General features: G+C 57.9%; 11 protein-coding genes and 1 tRNA gene. 8 read left to right on the forward strand and 4 right to left on the reverse strand.

The window, feature by feature from the left end:
* Positions 1 to 216 precede the first annotated feature (216 nt).
* The 4 genes from J9889_RS06970 (at position 217) to J9889_RS06985 (ending at position 7,461) form a co-directional block, all read left to right on the forward strand.
* Positions 217 to 2,139: a RecQ family ATP-dependent DNA helicase gene (locus J9889_RS06970; RefSeq protein ID WP_052815758.1), complete on the forward strand. Its 1,923-nt coding sequence runs from the start codon at positions 217 to 219 to the stop codon at positions 2,137 to 2,139.
* Positions 2,140 to 2,711: 572 nt separating this feature from the next.
* The gene (locus tag J9889_RS06975; RefSeq protein WP_010674903.1) at positions 2,712 to 4,634 is read left to right on the forward strand and encodes a PrkA family serine protein kinase; all 1,923 of its coding nucleotides are present in this window, start codon (positions 2,712 to 2,714) and stop codon (positions 4,632 to 4,634) included.
* A 24-nt stretch (positions 4,635 to 4,658) separates the two neighbouring features.
* Positions 4,659 to 5,930 carry a YeaH/YhbH family protein gene (locus J9889_RS06980; protein WP_052815757.1) on the forward strand — a complete coding sequence of 424 codons (1,272 nt, stop codon included), beginning with the start codon at positions 4,659 to 4,661 and terminating at the stop codon, positions 5,928 to 5,930.
* A 10-nt stretch (positions 5,931 to 5,940) separates the two neighbouring features.
* Positions 5,941 to 7,461: a SpoVR family protein gene (locus tag J9889_RS06985; RefSeq protein ID WP_039040868.1), complete on the forward strand. Its 1,521-nt coding sequence runs from the start codon at positions 5,941 to 5,943 to the stop codon at positions 7,459 to 7,461.
* Between the two features lie 59 nt (positions 7,462 to 7,520).
* Here J9889_RS06985 and fadR read toward each other — a convergent pair whose 3' ends face one another.
* Positions 7,521 to 8,234, reverse strand: coding sequence for a fatty acid metabolism transcriptional regulator FadR (gene fadR / locus J9889_RS06990; protein WP_010674906.1), 714 nt, complete (start codon positions 8,232 to 8,234; stop codon positions 7,521 to 7,523).
* Between the two features lie 333 nt (positions 8,235 to 8,567).
* Between fadR and nhaB the strand changes: the two genes are divergently transcribed.
* Complete coding sequence (gene nhaB / locus J9889_RS06995; protein WP_111897076.1) at positions 8,568 to 10,142, forward strand: Na(+)/H(+) antiporter NhaB; 1,575 nt, start codon at positions 8,568 to 8,570, stop codon at positions 10,140 to 10,142.
* A gap of 86 nt (positions 10,143 to 10,228) precedes the next feature.
* Complete coding sequence (gene dsbB / locus J9889_RS07000) at positions 10,229 to 10,750, forward strand: disulfide bond formation protein DsbB (RefSeq protein ID WP_010674908.1); 522 nt, start codon at positions 10,229 to 10,231, stop codon at positions 10,748 to 10,750.
* 246 nt (positions 10,751 to 10,996) lie between these two features.
* On the opposite strand, the gene J9889_RS07005 is transcribed toward dsbB, so the two are convergent.
* The 3 genes from J9889_RS07005 to uvrB form a co-directional block, all read right to left on the reverse strand.
* Complete coding sequence (locus J9889_RS07005; protein WP_010674909.1) at positions 10,997 to 11,659, reverse strand: DedA family protein; 663 nt, start codon at positions 11,657 to 11,659, stop codon at positions 10,997 to 10,999.
* Positions 11,660 to 11,806: 147 nt separating this feature from the next.
* Positions 11,807 to 12,064: a DUF1232 domain-containing protein gene (locus tag J9889_RS07010; RefSeq protein WP_041215068.1), complete on the reverse strand. Its 258-nt coding sequence runs from the start codon at positions 12,062 to 12,064 to the stop codon at positions 11,807 to 11,809.
* Positions 12,061 to 14,073, reverse strand: a complete 2,013-nt coding sequence (gene uvrB / locus J9889_RS07015; protein WP_052814371.1) for an excinuclease ABC subunit UvrB — start codon at positions 14,071 to 14,073, stop codon at positions 12,061 to 12,063. Before uvrB ends, J9889_RS07010 begins: the two co-directional genes overlap by 4 nt.
* Positions 14,074 to 14,205: 132 nt before the next feature.
* Here uvrB and J9889_RS07020 point away from each other — a divergent pair.
* Positions 14,206 to 14,281, forward strand: a tRNA-Asn gene (locus J9889_RS07020).
* A 772-nt stretch (positions 14,282 to 15,053) separates the two neighbouring features.
* On the forward strand, positions 15,054 to 16,739 hold the full coding sequence (locus J9889_RS07025) for an aspartate:alanine antiporter (protein ID WP_029314601.1): 1,686 nt from the start codon (positions 15,054 to 15,056) through the stop codon (positions 16,737 to 16,739).
* Positions 16,740 to 16,927 lie beyond the last annotated feature (188 nt).

Raw genomic sequence — 16,927 nt, forward strand, 5'->3', positions numbered from 1 at the left:
GTCCCGTTCGCGTGGGGTTGCGGACAAGAATATCCCATCTGCCATGGTTTTTTTCCACATAATCACTGAAAAATATCAGGGTTACCTCACAAAAAATCTACAACAATGTGATAACACAATATCAACCACGGTCAAAATGTCACCAAACCAGTCCGATCATCGGCCACCACTGGGCCAGAAGTGATATGATGACGCCCTTTTTCAGGGAGCCTTGCCATGATCACCTCTTTATTGACCCGACACTTCGGCTTTGATCGCTTGCGGCCCGGGCAGGAAGCGGTGATCAGTCGTCTGCTGGCCGGCAAGAGCGCCGCAGCCATCTTCCCGACTGGCGCGGGGAAATCCCTCTGTTATCAATTGCCCGCCCTCGCACTGCCCCACCTGACCCTGGTCATCTCTCCCCTGCTGGCCCTGATGCACGATCAGCTCGCCTTTTTGCGCAGCAAGGGGATCGCCGCCGCCACTCTGGACTCCAGCCAGACAGCGGAAGAGAGCCGGCGCGTGATGCAGCAGGCCAGCGATGGCAAGCTCAAGATCCTGATGATTTCGGTGGAGCGCCTCAAAAATGAGCGCTTTCGCCGCTTCATCGCCCACATCCCCCTGTCACTGCTGGTGGTGGACGAGGCCCACTGCATCTCGGAGTGGGGCCACAACTTTCGCCCCGACTACCTCAAGCTGCCGGATCATCGCCGTGAACTGGCCATTCCCCAGGTGCTGTTGCTGACCGCCACCGCCACCCCGGCCGTCATGGCGGACATGCAGGCAAAATTTGCCATCGACCGGGACGATCTGGTGGTCACCGGTTTCTACAGACCCAATCTGGATCTGGCCGTCCTCCCGCTGGCCGGCAGTGCCCGCGATACATGGCTGCGCGAGGAGCTGCACCGGAATCCGGCCGCCCCCACCATCGTCTACGTGACTCTGCAACACAGCGCAGAGCAGTGCGCCGCGCAGCTACAGGCCAGCGGCATCCGGGCATGCGCCTACCATGCGGGGCTCGATCCCGCCCTGCGCAGCCAGATCCAGCATGACTTCATGGCTGGCAGACTCGACTGCATCGTGGCCACCATCGCCTTTGGCATGGGCATCGACAAGGCCGACATTCGCCGGGTCATTCACTACGACCTGCCCAAGTCCATCGAGAACTACAGCCAGGAGATAGGCCGCGCCGGACGTGACGGGCTTCCCTCCCGCTGCACCGTGCTGGCGAGCCGCGCCCAGTTGCCGGTACTGGAAAACTTCGTCTATGGGGATACGCCGGACAGGGACGCCATCGCGCACTTGCTCGATATCGTGCGCCAGAGCGGCGCCGAGTGGGAATTCAGCCTGCTGCGCCTCTCCAACGAGACCAACATTCGCCAACTGCCCCTCAAGACCCTGCTGGTCTATCTGGAGATGGCGGGGGTCATTGCACCGGCCTACAGCTACTTTGCCGAGTACCGTTTCAGGTTCGTACTGGAAAAACAGGCGATCCTCGCTCGTTTCAATTCCGAACGCCGCCAGTTCCTGGAGCAGGTCTTTGCCTGCGCCCCCCAGGCGCGCACCTGGTGCACCATTGACTTCGAGGCGCTGTGGCAGGGATATCAGGGAGAACGCCAGCGCGCCGCGGCGGCGCTGGACTACCTGCAGCAGCAGGGTTGGATCGAGCTTGAAAGCAAGCAGATGACCGAGCTCTATCGGGTGCTGAGCCAGCAAATCGATACCGTGACCCTGGCCGAAGAGCTGCATGGATTGTTTGAAAAGAAAGAGCAGAGCGAGCTGGCCCGCCTTCAGGCACTGCTGGCCTTTTTCACCTCGACCACCTGCCTCAGCCATGAGCTTGCCCGCTATTTTGCCGACGACGCCGCCCCCGAGCGCTGCGGGCACTGTTCCGTCTGCCGGGGAGAGATCGCCGTGTTGCCGCCGTTGCCATCACCGGGCTTGCCCAACGAGCACGGTTTGCGCGCCTGGTGCGATCCGCTGATCGCCCTGTGCCATCAGCGCCATCCCAGGATCCTGACCCGTTTCCTGTGTGGCATCGCCACCCCGCTGACCACCCGTCTAAAGGCCAGGGATCTGGCCGGTTTTGGCCAGTTGGCGAACCATCCCTTCGCCGAGGTGCTGGCGGTGGTGTCAGCCCTCTATCCCGCCGAATCCTGAGCTTGCAGGTTTGGCGCCGTTCAGGCGCTGAAAAAATAAGACCCTCGCGGATGCGAGGGTCAAGCCAACGGAAACGTGCTTAAACAGAGCTTAGTATCTGCACAATCACCCACTCTCTTGCTAAAGCGATGACTGCTCGACACAGGACCAATCTAGAGCAGCCAGAATGTAGCGTCAATGTAAAAATTAGAGCAAAAGCACCAAGCAAGTAACATTACGTTGACGTAAGCGACACGTCTTTTTACCCTCTATTCCCTGCCGCCCTTGCCCTTGCTGGCACCGCCCCCTGACAAAACAGAGCGTCACCATTTTCTCCCTCTGGCACACAAAGATTTATTTTTTATGTCTTTGACATTTGCATCACTGTCGTGGCAAAAATAATTTAACAGTCAGTAACATAGGTATGTCACTTACTGCTTCTTCCCGCACGAGGATCGGGAAGCTCCCGCACAAACTTAAACCAATGATGGCGATGGATTACTGGGGGCTGTTGACTAGGCTTAAGAGGTAAACAGAACAAAAGTAGTGATCCACTCTTTTTCAGGGCAAGCGACTATAACGAGGGCTAAGTTATGGGCATCTTCGAGCACTATCAACAGCGGTATGAGAAGGCCAGAGAGGAGGAGTACAGCATCCAGGAGTTTCTGGATATGTGCAAACAGGACAAATCCTGCTACGCCTCTGCCGCCGAACGTCTGCTGACCGCCATCGGCGAGCCGGAAATGATCGACACCTCGACCAATCCACGTCTCAGCCGTCTCTTTTCCAACCGCGTCGTCGCGCGTTATCCCGCTTTCAAAGACTTCTATGGCATGGAAGAAGCCATCGAACAGATTGTCTCCTATCTCAAACATTCCGCTCAGGGTCTGGAAGAGAAGAAACAGATCCTCTATCTGCTCGGACCGGTTGGCGGCGGTAAATCCTCGCTGGCAGAGAAACTCAAATCCCTGATGCAAAAAGTGCCCATCTATCGCATCAAGGGCTCACCAGTGAATGATCACCCCTTCTGCCTGTTTGACATCGACGAAGATGGCGAAATCCTCGAGAAGGAGTACGGCATCCCTCGCCGTTATCTGCGCCCCATCATGTCTCCCTGGGTCGCCAAGCGCCTTCACGAGTTTGGCGGCGACATCACCAAGTTCAAGGTGGAGAAGGTGAACCCCTCCATCCTCGATCAGATCGCCATCGCCAAAACCGAACCGGGGGACGACAACAACCAGGACATCTCCTCCTTGGTCGGCAAGGTCGATATCCGCATGCTGGAACACTTCGCCCAGGATGATGCCGATGCTTACTCCTACTCCGGTGCGCTATGCAAGGCAAACCAGGGGATGATGGAGTTCGTCGAGATGTTCAAGGCCCCCATCAAGGTGCTGCACCCGCTGCTGACGGCGACGCAAGAGGGGAACTACAACGGTACCGAAGGGCTCTCCGCCCTCCCCTTCGACGGCATCCTGCTGGCCCACTCCAACGAATCCGAGTGGCAGCAGTTCCGCAACAACAAGAACAACGAAGCCTTCCTCGACCGTGTTTACATCGTCAAGGTGCCCTACTGCCTGCGCGTCTCGGAAGAGGTGAAGATCTATGAAAAACTGCTGTTCAACAGCGAGCTGACCGAGGCCAAATGCGCACCGGGTACTCTGGAGTTGCTGGGCCAGTTCTCGGTGCTGTCGCGGCTCAAGGAGCCGGAAAACTCCAGCCTCTATTCCAAGATGCGAGTCTATGACGGCGAGAGTCTCAAAGACACGGATCCCAAAGCGAAAAGCTATCAGGAGTACCGGGATTATGCGGGGGTTGACGAGGGCATGAACGGCCTTTCCACCCGTTTCGCGTTCAAGATCCTCTCCCGTGTCTTCAACTTCGACCACGCGGAAGTGGCAGCCAACCCGGTGCACCTCTTCTATGTGCTGGAGCAGCAGATAGAGCGCGAGCAGTTCCCGCAAGAGCTGCACGATCGCTATCTGGAGTTCATCAAGGGTTACCTGACTCCGCGCTACGTCGAGTTCATCGGCAAGGAGATCCAGACCGCCTACCTCGAGTCGTATTCAGAGTACGGTCAGAACATCTTCGATCGCTACGTCACCTACGCCGACTTCTGGATCCAGGATCAGGAGTATCGTGACCCAGAAACCGGCCAGCTGTTTGACAGAGCGTCTCTCAACAGCGAGCTGGAGAAAATTGAAAAACCTGCCGGGATCAGCAACCCGAAAGATTTCCGCAACGAAATCGTCAACTTCGTGCTGCGTGCCCGGGCCAACAATGCAGGCCGTAACCCCAACTGGACCAGTTACGAGAAGCTGCGCACCGTGATCGAGAAGAAGATGTTCTCCAACACGGAAGAGCTGCTGCCGGTTATCTCCTTCAACAGCAAAACCTCGGCTGAGGAGCAGAAGAAGCACGATAACTTTGTCGAACGGATGATGGAGAAAGGCTACACACGTAAACAGGTGCGGCTGCTCTCCGAGTGGTATCTCAGGGTACGCAAGTCATCCTGACCCTGCCGTGTTCAAGGGGGAGTTATGGCGCATTTTATCGACCGCAGGCTCAACGGCAAAAACAAAAGCGCTGTCAATCGGCAGCGCTTCATCCGCCGCTACAAGAAGCAGATAAAACAAGCGGTCTCGGATGCTGTCTCCAAGCGCAGCATTCAGGACGTGGACAAGGGTGAGAGCATCAGCATCCCGACCAAGGACATCGGGGAACCCCATTTTCATCAGGGTCATGGCGGCAAACGGGAGATGGTGCATCCAGGCAACGACCAGTTCGTATCTGGTGACAAGATTGACCGGCCCAAAGGGGGTGGCGGCGGCCAAGGGAGTGGCGAGGGCCAGGCTTCGGATCAAGGAGAGGGAGTCGATGATTTCGTCTTCCAGATCTCCAAGGACGAGTACCTGGACTTGCTGTTCGAGGATCTGGAGCTGCCGCGGCTGCAAAAGACCCAGCTCAACCAGCTGATGGAGATGAAGACCTATCGGGCCGGCTACACCTCCAACGGGGTGCCTGCCAACATCAACGTGGTGCGCTCCCTGCAAAATTCGCTGGCGCGGCGCATGGCGCTGCAGGCAGGCAAGAAACGTCAGTTGTGTGAACTGGAGGAGCGCCTGGCCCAGCTGGCTTGCGAGCCCAACGACCATTTCGCCGAAATGGCGCAACTTGAAAAAGAGATCAGGGAGCTGAAACGACGCATCGATGCGGTCCCCTTTATCGACACCTTCGACCTCAAATTCAACAACTTTGTCAAACGGCCCGTCCCCTCGAGCCAGGCGGTGATGTTCTGCCTGATGGACGTCTCCGGTTCCATGGATCAGGCTACCAAGGAGATGGCCAAGCGTTTCTATATCCTGCTTTATCTATTCCTGAGCCGGACTTACAAGAATGTCGAGGTGGTCTACATCCGCCACCACACCCAGGCCAAGGAGGTGGACGAGCACGAGTTCTTCTACTCCCAGGAGACCGGCGGCACCATCGTCTCCAGTGCGCTCAAGATGATGAACGACATCATCAACGAACGTTATCCCGCCAACCAGTGGAACATCTATGCGGCGCAGGCCTCTGATGGTGACAACTGGGCCGATGACTCACCCCAGTGCAGGGAGATCCTGATGCGCGACATCATGCCGCGGGTGCGTTACTACTCCTACATCGAGATCACTACCCGCGCCCACCAGACCCTGTGGCACGAATATGAGGCGGTGGCAGAGCAATACGCCCACTTCGCCATGGAGCACATTCGCAAGGTCGAGGACATTTATCCGGTGTTCCGGGAATTGTTCAAGAAGCAAGCGGCTTGAGGGATCACATATGGTAGAAACCGCAAGAAAGATAGCGCCGCTGGACGATGGTCCTGACTGGAACTTCGATCTGCTGGAGCTTTATCACCAGGAGATAGCCCGGGTCGCCAAATTCTATCGGCTCGACACCTATCCCAACCAGATCGAGGTGATCACTGCAGAGCAGATGATGGATGCCTACTCCAGTGTCGGCATGCCCATCGGTTATCAACACTGGTCATTCGGCAAGCGCTTTATCCACACCGAGCGCAACTACAAGCGCGGCCAAATGGGACTGGCCTACGAGATCGTCATCAACTCGGACCCCTGCATCGCCTATCTGATGGAAGAGAACACCATGCCGATGCAGGCGCTGGTCATGGCCCACGCCTGCTATGGTCACAACTCCTTCTTCAAGAACAACTATCTGTTCAAGGCCTGGACCGATGCCTCCTCCATCATCGACTACCTGTTGTTTGCCAAGAACTACATCACCGAGTGCGAGGAAAAACACGGCATCGATGCGGTGGAGAAACTGCTTGACTCCTGCCATGCCCTGATGAACTTCGGGGTGGATCGTTACAAGCGGCCCCAGAAGATTTCTCTGGCCGAGGAGAAACGGCGCCAGAAGGCGCGGGAAGATTATCTGCAAACCCAGGTCAATGAGCTGTGGCGTACCCTGCCCAAGCAGCACAAGATTGCCGGGGTGGAAGACAGGCGCTATCCTGCCGAGCCTCAGGAGAACATCCTCTATTTCATCGAAAAGAATGCCCCCCTGCTCGAGCCCTGGCAGCGCGAGGTGGTGCGTATCGTGCGCAAGATCAGTCAGTACTTCTACCCGCAGAAGCAGACGCAGGTGATGAACGAGGGCTGGGCCACCTTCTGGCACTACACCATTCTCAACCACCTCTATGACGAGGGAAAAATCAGCGATCGCTTCATGCTGGAGGTACTGCACAGCCACACCAACGTGGTCTATCAGCCCCCCTACAACAGCCGGTATTACTCGGGGATCAACCCCTACGCCCTTGGCTTTGCCATGTTCACGGACCTGCGTCGCATCTGCGAACACCCGACCGAGGAGGACAGATACTGGTTCCCCGATTACGCTGGCACCAACTGGGTCGAGACATTGCATTTCGCCATGCAGAACTTCAAGGACGAAAGCTTCATCAGCCAGTTCCTCAGTCCCAAGGTGATGCGCGACATGAAGCTCTTTGCCATCGATGACGACGATCTGAAGAACTACCTCAAGGTGTCCGCCATTCACAATGAAGAGGGCTACCGACTGGTGCGTAGCACCCTGTCCGCTCAATACAACCTGAGCAACCTGGAGCCCAACATTCAGGTCTACAACGTGGCAGTGAAAGGTGATCGCTCCCTGACCCTGCGCTATGTTCCCCACAACCGCATCCCCCTTGGCGAGTCACGCCACGAGGTGCTCAAGCATCTGCATCAGCTGTGGGGCTTCGATGTGGTGCTGGAGCAGGACAATGGCGAGCTATCCGCAGATATCATCGGCCGTTGTCCGGACCGCAAGAGCATGACCTGACGTCAGTGCCGGGCATAAAAAAACGCGCCATCAGGCGCGTTTTTCTTGGATCAGGGCAATCAGTTGTCACACAGGTTGCTTGGCATGTCCTGACGCAGACGGGTCCAAAGCTTGCCAGACTCGATGCCGTACTGGCGTACCGTCATGAACACGGCTTCGTGATCCTTGGTTTCGGCCAGCTTGCGCAGCGTCTTGTAGTAGGCATCTGCGGTTTCCCGCGCCTGTTTGTCCGAGAAGTAGTAGCGGCCAACCCGGCTGTACAAGCCCTTGAAACCGTTGAGAATCAAGGCATAGATGGGGTTGCCCGAGGCAAATGAAAGCTGGTGATGCAAACGGTAGTCGAAGTCCGCATAGGCCTCGGCCGTGTTCTCCACATCATCGGCACCCCGCAAGATCTCGGCGGCCTGTTCCGGGTTGTTGCGAATGGCGCCACGGATGAAGATGGTGCAGATGTTGGTCCGGGCGGAGAGCAGCTGTGCCACCAGATCCGGCACCTTGTCCTGATCGAGACGTGCCAGTGTCTCCAGAATGTTGAGACCGGAGGTTTCCCAGAAATTGTTGACCTTGGTCGGTTTGCCATGCTGGATGGTGAGCCAGCCATCACGGGCAAGGCGCTGCAACACTTCACGCAAGGTAGTGCGAGTCACGCCGATCAATTCGGACAGCTCGCGCTCCGCCGGCAGAATGGATCCAGGAGGAAAGCGATTGTTCCAGATGGACTCGATGATGTATTCCTCGGCAAACCCGGCAGGGCTTTGCGCTTTAATGACCATGTAATGACTCTGTTGTAGTGCGTAAAAAGGCCCCCGAATAATAGCAAAGCCGGTCATGCTGGCAAGCAGAAGGTCGGTCCTCTGCTCACATTACCCCGATCTTTTTGTTAAAAATATGTATACAGCAACAAGTGGGGAGTCAACCAACACCAAATGATGGGAATATAAGCGTTTGCTCGCTGGGCAAGTTCAGCGACCTTATTTATAGTTATCGCTCCCTTGATTAAAATCATGTGCAATCAATCTGATACAGGTGAATATCCGGATGTTCGGCTCGGGTCGGGCTCGACTGCATAGACGCAGATATCAACAACAGAACAGAGAACCATCATTATGCCAATCAGCCTAGGGCGCGCGTTTACAAAGAACTTTTTGGGCAATGCTCCGCGATGGTACAAAATTGCCATCGTTCTATTCCTGCTGATCAACCCGATCATTTTCTACGTTGATCCCTTCCTGGCCGGCTGGCTGCTGGTTGTCGAGTTCATTTTCACCCTGGCCATGGCCCTCAAGTGCTATCCGCTGCAACCGGGCGGACTCCTGGCCATCGAAGCCGTGCTCATCGGCATGACCTCCGCCAACCAGATAAAACATGAGCTGGTGGCCAATATTGAAGTGCTTTTGCTGCTGGTCTTCATGGTGGCCGGCATCTACTTCATGAAGCAGTTGCTGCTCTACGTCTTTACCAAGATGCTGGTGCGCATCCACTCCAAAACGTTGCTTTCTCTCGCCTTCTGCCTGGTGTCTGCCTTCCTCTCCGCGTTCCTTGATGCCCTGACCGTGATCGCCGTGGTCATCAGCGTCGCCACCGGCTTCTACGCCATCTACCACAAGGTGGCCTCCCGGGATGAGTCCGGCAATCTGCATCATGATGACGAAGAGATTGACGAGCTCTCCCGCCAGCATCTGAACGAGTTTCGTGCTTTCCTGCGCAGCCTGATGATGCACGCCGCCATCGGTACCGCCCTGGGGGGCGTCTGCACCCTGGTCGGCGAACCCCAGAACCTCATCATCGGTGAACAGGCCGGGTGGCACTTCGGTGAATTTGCCATTCGCATGGCACCAGTCACCATTCCGGTCTTCATCTGCGGCCTGCTGACCTGCATCCTGGTCGAAAAATTCCGCTGGTTCGGTTATGGCGCCCGCTTGCCCGAGCCCGTGCGTCACATCATGGAATCCTACGAGCGCGACGAAGACGCACAACGTACCCCGCAGGACAAGGCCAAGCTGATCGTCCAGGCGCTGATTGCCACCTGGCTTATCACGGGTCTTGCCCTCCATCTGGCTGCAGTTGGGCTGATCGGCCTGACGGTCATCGTGCTCGCGACGGCGTTCACCGGCGTGACTGAAGAACACGCGCTTGGCAAGGCATTCCAGGAGGCTTTGCCATTCACCGCCCTGCTCACCGTCTTTTTCAGCGTGGTGGCGGTCATCATCGATCAACAGCTGTTCAAGCCGGTGATCCAGTGGGTACTGGCGGCCAAGCCGGAGGATCAGCTTGCCCTCTTCTACCTAGCAAACGGTCTGCTCTCCATGGTCAGTGACAACGTCTTCGTCGGCACCGTCTACATCAACGAGGTGAAGACCGCCCTGATCAACGGCGCCATCAACCGGGAGCATTTTGATCTGCTGGCCGTGGCCATCAACACGGGCACCAACCTGCCGTCGGTCGCCACCCCCAATGGCCAGGCCGCATTCCTGTTCATGCTCACCTCGGCCCTCGCTCCCCTGCTGCGCCTCTCTTATGGCCGTATGGTCTGGATGGCGCTGCCCTATACCCTGGTGCTGGGGCTTGTCGGCTTTTTCTCCGTGGAACTGCTCCTCGGTCCTGCAACCGAATGGTTCTATCAGGCAGGGTGGTTGCTGGATCATGGGGCACTGCCACTGCCCACCCCGTCCACACACTGATCATGAAAGGGGCTGTTCGGCCCCTTTCTTTTCAGATGGGGCTCTGCTCTAATTCAGCCACTATTTTTCTCTGAGAGATCAATCATATGATCGAGTATCTTCGCCGCATTGCCAGTCATCGTCTGGCCTGGGGATTGCTGGCAGCCTCCGCTTTCGCGCTGGAACTCTGCGCCCTCTTCTTCCAGCACGTGTTGGGTTTGCACCCTTGCGTGATGTGCATTTATGAACGTATCGCCCTCCTCGGCGTACTCACGGCCGGCCTCCTCGGCATGGTCGCGCCAGAGCGCTGGTACCTGCGCTGGAGTGCCATGCTCCTGTGGGGTTACAGCGCCTTCTGGGGCCTGAAACTGGCGCTCAAGCATGTGGATTACCAGATGAACCCCTCCCCCTTCAACGTATGCGAGGGATTTGTTGACTTCCCTGCCTGGGCACCACTGGATAAGTGGGTTCCCTGGATGTTCTACCCGGACGGCGACTGCAGCGAGATCAGCTGGCAGTTCCTCGGTTTCTCCATGCCGCAGTGGCTCGTGGTCATCTTTGCCGCCTATCTGCTGGTGTTCGTCATCGTGGCTGCTGGCAACCTGATAAAAGGGCGCTGCTGCAACTAGTTCGTCACTCGACCCTAAGAAGGGAGCCCATGGCTCCCTTTTTATTTCCTCTTTATCGCCTCACGACCCCATGCCCAGAGGGCCGGATCTCCTTCTCCCTGTTCTGCCAATGAAGTGGCTGCCTGCGGGTGTGCATCATCGTAACAGGCCACAAGCGGGTCAAAGGGCGCAGCAGCGACCTGCCACTCGGCCTACCAACAAGAAGGGAGCCATCGGCTCCCTTCTTTCATGTCGTGCACGGCGATGTCACGCGCCTTCGGAGGTAGCCTTGCTGGCACTTCTCCTGGCCTTCACCATGCCGATCACCATGGGCAACAAGGAGACCGCGATGATGCCGAAGATGAGCAGGGTAAAGTTGTGGCGCACTACCGGCAGATTGCCAAAGAAGTGGCCGGCATAGACGAAGGAGAGCACCCACAAGAGCCCCCCCACCAGGTTGAACGCCAGGAAGCGGGGATAGGTCATGGCCCCCATGCCCGCCACGAAGGGGGCGAAGGTGCGCACTATGGGCAGGAAGCGGGTGATGATGATGGTCTTGCCGCCATGCTTGGCATAGAAGGCATGGGTCTTGACCAGATAGTCCCGGCGAAAGATTTTGGAATCGGGGTTGCGAAACAGCTGCTCACCGAAGAAGTGGCCTATGGTGTAGTTCACCACGTTGCCGAGCACCGCGGCGATGATCAGCACGGCGGCTAGGGTGTGCACGTCCAACACGCTGCCCACGGTGAGGGCACCTGCAGCAAACAACAGGGAGTCCCCCGGCAGGAAGGGAGTCACCACCAGCCCGGTTTCACAGAAGATGATGAGAAACAGGATGGCGTATACCCAGACGCCATAGTTCTCGAACAGCTCTTTCAGATGCACGTCAACGTGCAGAATAAAGTCGATGGCAAAGAGGATCAGATCCATTTTTTGGTACCCATGAAGTGAACGGCGTGGAGTCTACGCCAATGAGACCTGGCTCACAATCTCCCCATGGTCCCCTTTTTCGAATCCCATGAAGGGAGTCATTCAGTCCCCCCTTCTTTTCCCCTCTCCCTGAACGTAGGCTTCTGCTCACTCGGCCTTGTCCAGAGCGGCCAGCACCTCGCCGGGCAAGCATTTCTCCCAGCCCCACAAGAGGAGCAGCAACAAGGTAGCGTCGTCGAGCCAGCCAAGGAGAGGCACCACATCGGGGACAACGTCCACCGGGCTGATGCCATAGAGCAGAATAAGGATCACCAGCCCCTTCGCCCACCAGGGCGTGCCTGGGTGGCGAAAGCCTTGATAGAGGCGGCGCAAACGCCGCCAGATGAGCCAGCGTCTGGTGCTCATGACTCGATCAGCTCGCCGCGCAGCCGCTGGATCTGATCCCGCAGCGCCGCCGCCTGTTCGAACTCCAGATCCCGCGCATGCTGGAACATCTGCTCTTCCATCCGCTTGATCTCCTTGCTGATCTCGCTGGCAGAGCGGGCATGGTACTCCCCTTGCGGTTCGGCAGCCTTGCGACTCCCCTTGCCCGCCTTGCCCGCCGTGCGGCTGCCCCCCATGTCCATCACATCGCCGATGGCCTTGTTGAGCCCCTTCGGCACGATGCCGTGTTCCAGGTTGTGGGCGTGTTGCAGGGCGCGGCGCCGCTCGGTCTCTTCGATCGCAACCTTCATGGAGTTGGTGATGGTATCCCCGTAAAGGATCACCTTGCCGTTGAGGTTGCGCGCTGCCCGGCCGATGGTCTGGATGAGGGAGCGGGTGGAACGCAGGAAGCCCTCTTTATCCGCATCCAGAATGGCCACCAGGGAGACTTCCGGCATGTCGAGTCCTTCGCGCAGCAGGTTGATGCCCACCAAGACGTCGAACTTGCCAAGGCGCAGGTCGCGGATGATTTCCACCCGCTCCACGGTATCAATATCCGAGTGCAGATAGCGCACCCGTACCTCGTGATCCGCCAGGTATTCGGTCAAGTCCTCCGCCATCCGCTTGGTCAGTGTCGTGACCAGCACCCGCTCCTCCACCGCCACCCGCTTGCGGATCTCGGAGAGCAGATCGTCCACCTGGGTGCTGACCGGCCGCACTTCCACCTCAGGATCGAGCAGGCCGGTGGGACGCACCACCTGCTGCACCACGTCACCGCCTGACTTCTCCAGCTCGTAGGGGCCGGGGGTCGCCGAGACGAACACCGTCTGGGGCATCAGCGCCTCGAACTCGTCGAACTTGAGGGGCCGGTTGTCCAGCGCCGAGGGAAGGCGGAAGCCGTACTCCACCAGGGTCTCCTTGCGGGATCTGTCCCCTTTGAACATGGCGCCGATCTGCGGCACCGTGACGTGGGATTCGTCGATGATGAGCAGGCCGTCCCCCGGCAGGTAGTCAAACAGGGTGGGCGGCGGCTCACCCGGTGCGCGGCCGGAGAGGTAGCGGCTGTAGTTCTCTATACCGGAGCAGTAACCCAGCTCCTGCATCATCTCCATGTCGAACTGGGTGCGTTGGCTGATGCGCTGCTCCTCCACCAGCTTGTTGAGGTTCATCAGCTGCTCGCGCCGCCCCTTGAGCTCCTCCTTGATGTGCTCGATGGCACCCAGAATGGTCTCCCGCGGGGTGGCGTAGTGGGTCTTGGGGTAGATGGTGTAACGCACCACCGTCTGCTCGATGGCGCCGGTCAAGGGATCGAACAGGGAGAGGCGTTCTACCTCTTCATCAAACAGCTCCACCCGCAGGGCCAGCTTGTCCGATTCGGCGGGGTAGATGTCGATCACCTCCCCCCGCACCCGGAAGGTGCCGCGCTGGAAGGCCATGTCGTTGCGGGTGTACTGCAGTTCGGCGAGGCGGCGCAGGATATCCCGCTGATTGATCACGTCCCCCACTTTGAGGTGCAGCATCATGCTGAGGTAGGCCTGGGGATCCCCCAGACCATAGATGGCCGATACCGAGGCGACGATCACCACGTCGCGCCGCTCCAGCAGCGCCTTGGTGGCTGACAGCCGCATCTGCTCGATGTGATCGTTGATGGAGGCATCCTTCTCGATGAAGGTGTCCGTGGTCGGCACATAGGCTTCGGGCTGGTAGTAATCGTAATAAGAGACGAAATACTCCACCGCGTTGTCGGGGAAGAACTCCTTCATCTCCCCATAGAGCTGGGCCGCCAGGGTCTTGTTGGGGGCCAGGATCATGGTGGGACGATTAAGAGTCGCGATGACGTTGGCCATGGTAAAGGTCTTGCCCGAACCGGTCACCCCGAGCAGGGTCTGGTGGGCCAGTCCCGACTCGATGCCATCGAGCAGCTGGGCGATGGCCCTCGGCTGATCCCCGGCGGGTTGAAACTGGCTGGCCAACTGGAATAACTTGCTCATGACGACTCCCGGCAAAAAACGGCAAGGGAGCAGTGTACCCCGAGTTGAAGGAGCTGGGTATCCGCTCACCCTCCCTGATGGCTATTGACCCTGAAATACGACCTCTGTATGATGCACCTCCTTGCCTGATGTTCCCCCGTAGTTCAGTCGGTAGAACGGCGGACTGTTAATCCGTATGTCACTGGTTCAAGTCCAGTCGGGGGAGCCAATTCCTCACCATCTCGGTGCAAGTTATCCACTTTAGTGCTTTCCTCTTCCAATTTTAATGCACAAGCCCTCCCCTGCGGCCTGACTCCCTTTTGATCTCCCGTTACTGACCAGCAGCGTTTTGTTCTGCTGCGTATAACTATTTGATTTTTATAGAAACAATTTATTGCAGGTATTTTTTGAACAGTCCTTGCAGCCCAGTATTGGCGCGGCTTTCAGCCTGATCGCCAAGTTTCATAAACAGGGTTATCCACAGTTTCTGTGGGTAACTTGACCAAAGCCACGGTTCATCTGGGCTGGCAGCCATTGTCCCCGGTTTGCGATGGCTGCCCCCGCTCTTCCCCATTTTCTGCTGTTTTTCCCTTCCCCCCTAAATGGGATGAATCGACTCGCGGTGCTGCCTGTGGGGGATTTTTTTTCGCTATGCCGCGTCCTGCGGGTCAGCCCTCGCCGGATGAGTCATGAGTCTCTTTTGTTACCCTTCAATTTCCTCAGTGGAAAATGCTGAAAAACATGCCCGTTTGCTCCCCATGCAGCAGGTAATAAATTGTCCACAGGAGCGTCATCCCCTCTCTGCTCAACAGCATATTTCACTCATTGACAGCGGGCCTTGCAGCGTAAAATAGAGGTGTTTTCCCCAGCCCCCCCCTCGCATCCCTATCTTCATCGAAGAGACCAGCACTTAACTGGCTGTTAATCCGCTTTGGCGCTTCTTTCTTGATACAGGATCCGGCACAATATCGGCCTCACTTTTATCCTCGGTTTTTCCGGGCATGACCATAGATTTCGTGACACTGCTACATCAAAGCGACTCCCTGCTGCTGTTCGTGGTACTAGCCTTCGGGCTGCTGCTGGGCAAGGTACGCATCGGCAACTTCCAGATAGGCAACACCATAGGCGTGCTCTTCACCGCCCTGCTGTTTGGCCAGATGGGATTCCAGTTTTCCACCTCCACTGAAAACGTCGGCTTCATGCTGTTCATCTTCTGTGTGGGAATTGAAGCGGGGCCGCACTTTTTCAGCGTCTTCCTTCGCGACGGCATCCACTACATCACCCTGACCCTGGTGATCCTGCTGTCGGCCCTGCTGCTGACCGTGGGGCTCGCCAAGTTCTTTAATCTGGGGCCCGGCATGGCCGCCGGCATTCTGGCAGGTTCCCTCACCTCCACGCCGGCCCTGGTGGGGGCGCAGGACGCCCTGCGAAGCGGATTGCTCAACCTGCCCCACCAGACCGACATGCAGTCGGTGCTGGACAACATGGGCATCGGCTACGCCCTGACCTACCTGGTGGGGCTGGTGGGGCTGATGCTGGTGGTGCGCTACCTCCCCTCCCTGGCCAGGCTGGATCTCAATACCGAAGCGCAGAAGATTGCGCGCGAGCGGGGGCTGTCCGACAGCGAGAGCCGCAAGACCTATCTGCCCATCATCCGCGCCTATCGGGTCGGCCCAGAGCTCGCCGCCTGGATCGGGGGGCGTACCCTGCGGGAGACCGGCATCTATCCCCACACCGGCTGCTATGTGGAGCGCATTCGCCGCAACGGCATCCTGGCGAGCCCCGACGGTGATGCCGTCATTCAGGAAGGGGACGAGATAGCTCTGGTGGGCTACCCCGAGAGCCACGAGAAGCTCGACGTCAACTACCGCAACGGCAAAGAGGTGTTCGATCGCAACCTGCTTGACCTCCAGATCGTCACCGAAGAGATCGTGGTGAAGAACGATGCCGTGGTGGGTCGCCACCTGGTGGAGCTCAACCTCACCGAGAAGGGGTGCTTCCTGAACCGGGTGGTGCGCTCCCAGATCGAGATGCCGTTCGATCGCAATATCATGCTGCAAAAGGGTGACGTGCTGCAGATCAGCGGCGAGAAGCAGCGGGTCAAGCTGCTGGCCAACAAGATCGGCTTCATCAGCATCCACAGCCAGACCACGGATCTGGTGGCCTTTGCCACCTTCTTCGTGCTGGGGCTGCTCATCGGCTCCGTCTCCCTGGTGTTCGGCCAGATAGAGTTCGGCCTCGGCAATGCCGTCGGCCTGCTGCTGGCGGGGATCCTGATGGGCTACCTGCGGGCCAACCACCCCACGGTGGGCTATGTGCCGCCGGGGGCCCTGCGCCTTGCCAAGGATCTCGGGCTCGCTGTCTTCATGGTGAGTACCGGCCTCAAGGCGGGGGGCGGCATCCTTGATCACCTGAGCGAAGTGGGGATGGTGGTGCTCTTCTCCGGCATGCTGGTGACCACCTTGCCGGTGCTGGTAGGCTACCTGTTCGGTGTCTGGGTGCTCAAAATGAACCCAGCCCTGCTGCTCGGCGCCATCACGGGCGCACGTACCTGCGCCCCGGCCATGGACGTGGTGAACGAAGCGGCCAACAGCTCCATCCCGGCGCTCGGCTATGCCGGCACCTATGCGGTGGCCAACGTCATGCTGACCCTGGCGGGCTCCTTCATCATCGGCTTCTGGTTCTAGCCAAACGGGCCCGCAACACGCAGAAAAAGAGGAGCCTCGGGGCTAATGCCAGTCAGTTAAGCCTGACTGGCATTGTTTTTACTAGGTTTTCTCGTCGCATACTTCTGTGGTTTGGCTTTGATGCACCTTGGGTAACTTCGTTCTCGGCGGGCGGGTAACTTGAACTGCTCTGCCTGTTTGTCCAACTC

It is taken from the genome of Aeromonas sp. PrichA-15 (assembly GCF_017939245.1).
GTDB lineage: Bacteria > Pseudomonadota > Gammaproteobacteria > Enterobacterales > Aeromonadaceae > Aeromonas > Aeromonas caviae.

Bases quoted from the DNA above. Each gene is read 5' to 3' on its own strand.
- J9889_RS06970 (WP_052815758.1), top strand. From the start codon at position 217: ATGATCACCTCTTTATTGACCCGACACTTCGGCTTTGATCGCTTGCGG.
- J9889_RS06975 (WP_010674903.1), top strand. From the start codon at position 2,712: ATGGGCATCTTCGAGCACTATCAACAGCGGTATGAGAAGGCCAGAGAG.
- J9889_RS06980 (WP_052815757.1), top strand. From the start codon at position 4,659: ATGGCGCATTTTATCGACCGCAGGCTCAACGGCAAAAACAAAAGCGCT.
- J9889_RS06985 (WP_039040868.1), top strand. From the start codon at position 5,941: ATGGTAGAAACCGCAAGAAAGATAGCGCCGCTGGACGATGGTCCTGAC.
- fadR (WP_010674906.1), bottom strand. From the start codon at position 8,234: ATGGTCATTAAAGCGCAAAGCCCTGCCGGGTTTGCCGAGGAATACATC.
- nhaB (WP_111897076.1), top strand. From the start codon at position 8,568: ATGCCAATCAGCCTAGGGCGCGCGTTTACAAAGAACTTTTTGGGCAAT.
- dsbB (WP_010674908.1), top strand. From the start codon at position 10,229: ATGATCGAGTATCTTCGCCGCATTGCCAGTCATCGTCTGGCCTGGGGA.
- J9889_RS07005 (WP_010674909.1), bottom strand. From the start codon at position 11,659: ATGGATCTGATCCTCTTTGCCATCGACTTTATTCTGCACGTTGACGTG.
- J9889_RS07010 (WP_041215068.1), bottom strand. From the start codon at position 12,064: ATGAGCACCAGACGCTGGCTCATCTGGCGGCGTTTGCGCCGCCTCTAT.
- uvrB (WP_052814371.1), bottom strand. From the start codon at position 14,073: ATGAGCAAGTTATTCCAGTTGGCCAGCCAGTTTCAACCCGCCGGGGAT.
- J9889_RS07025 (WP_029314601.1), top strand. From the start codon at position 15,054: ATGACCATAGATTTCGTGACACTGCTACATCAAAGCGACTCCCTGCTG.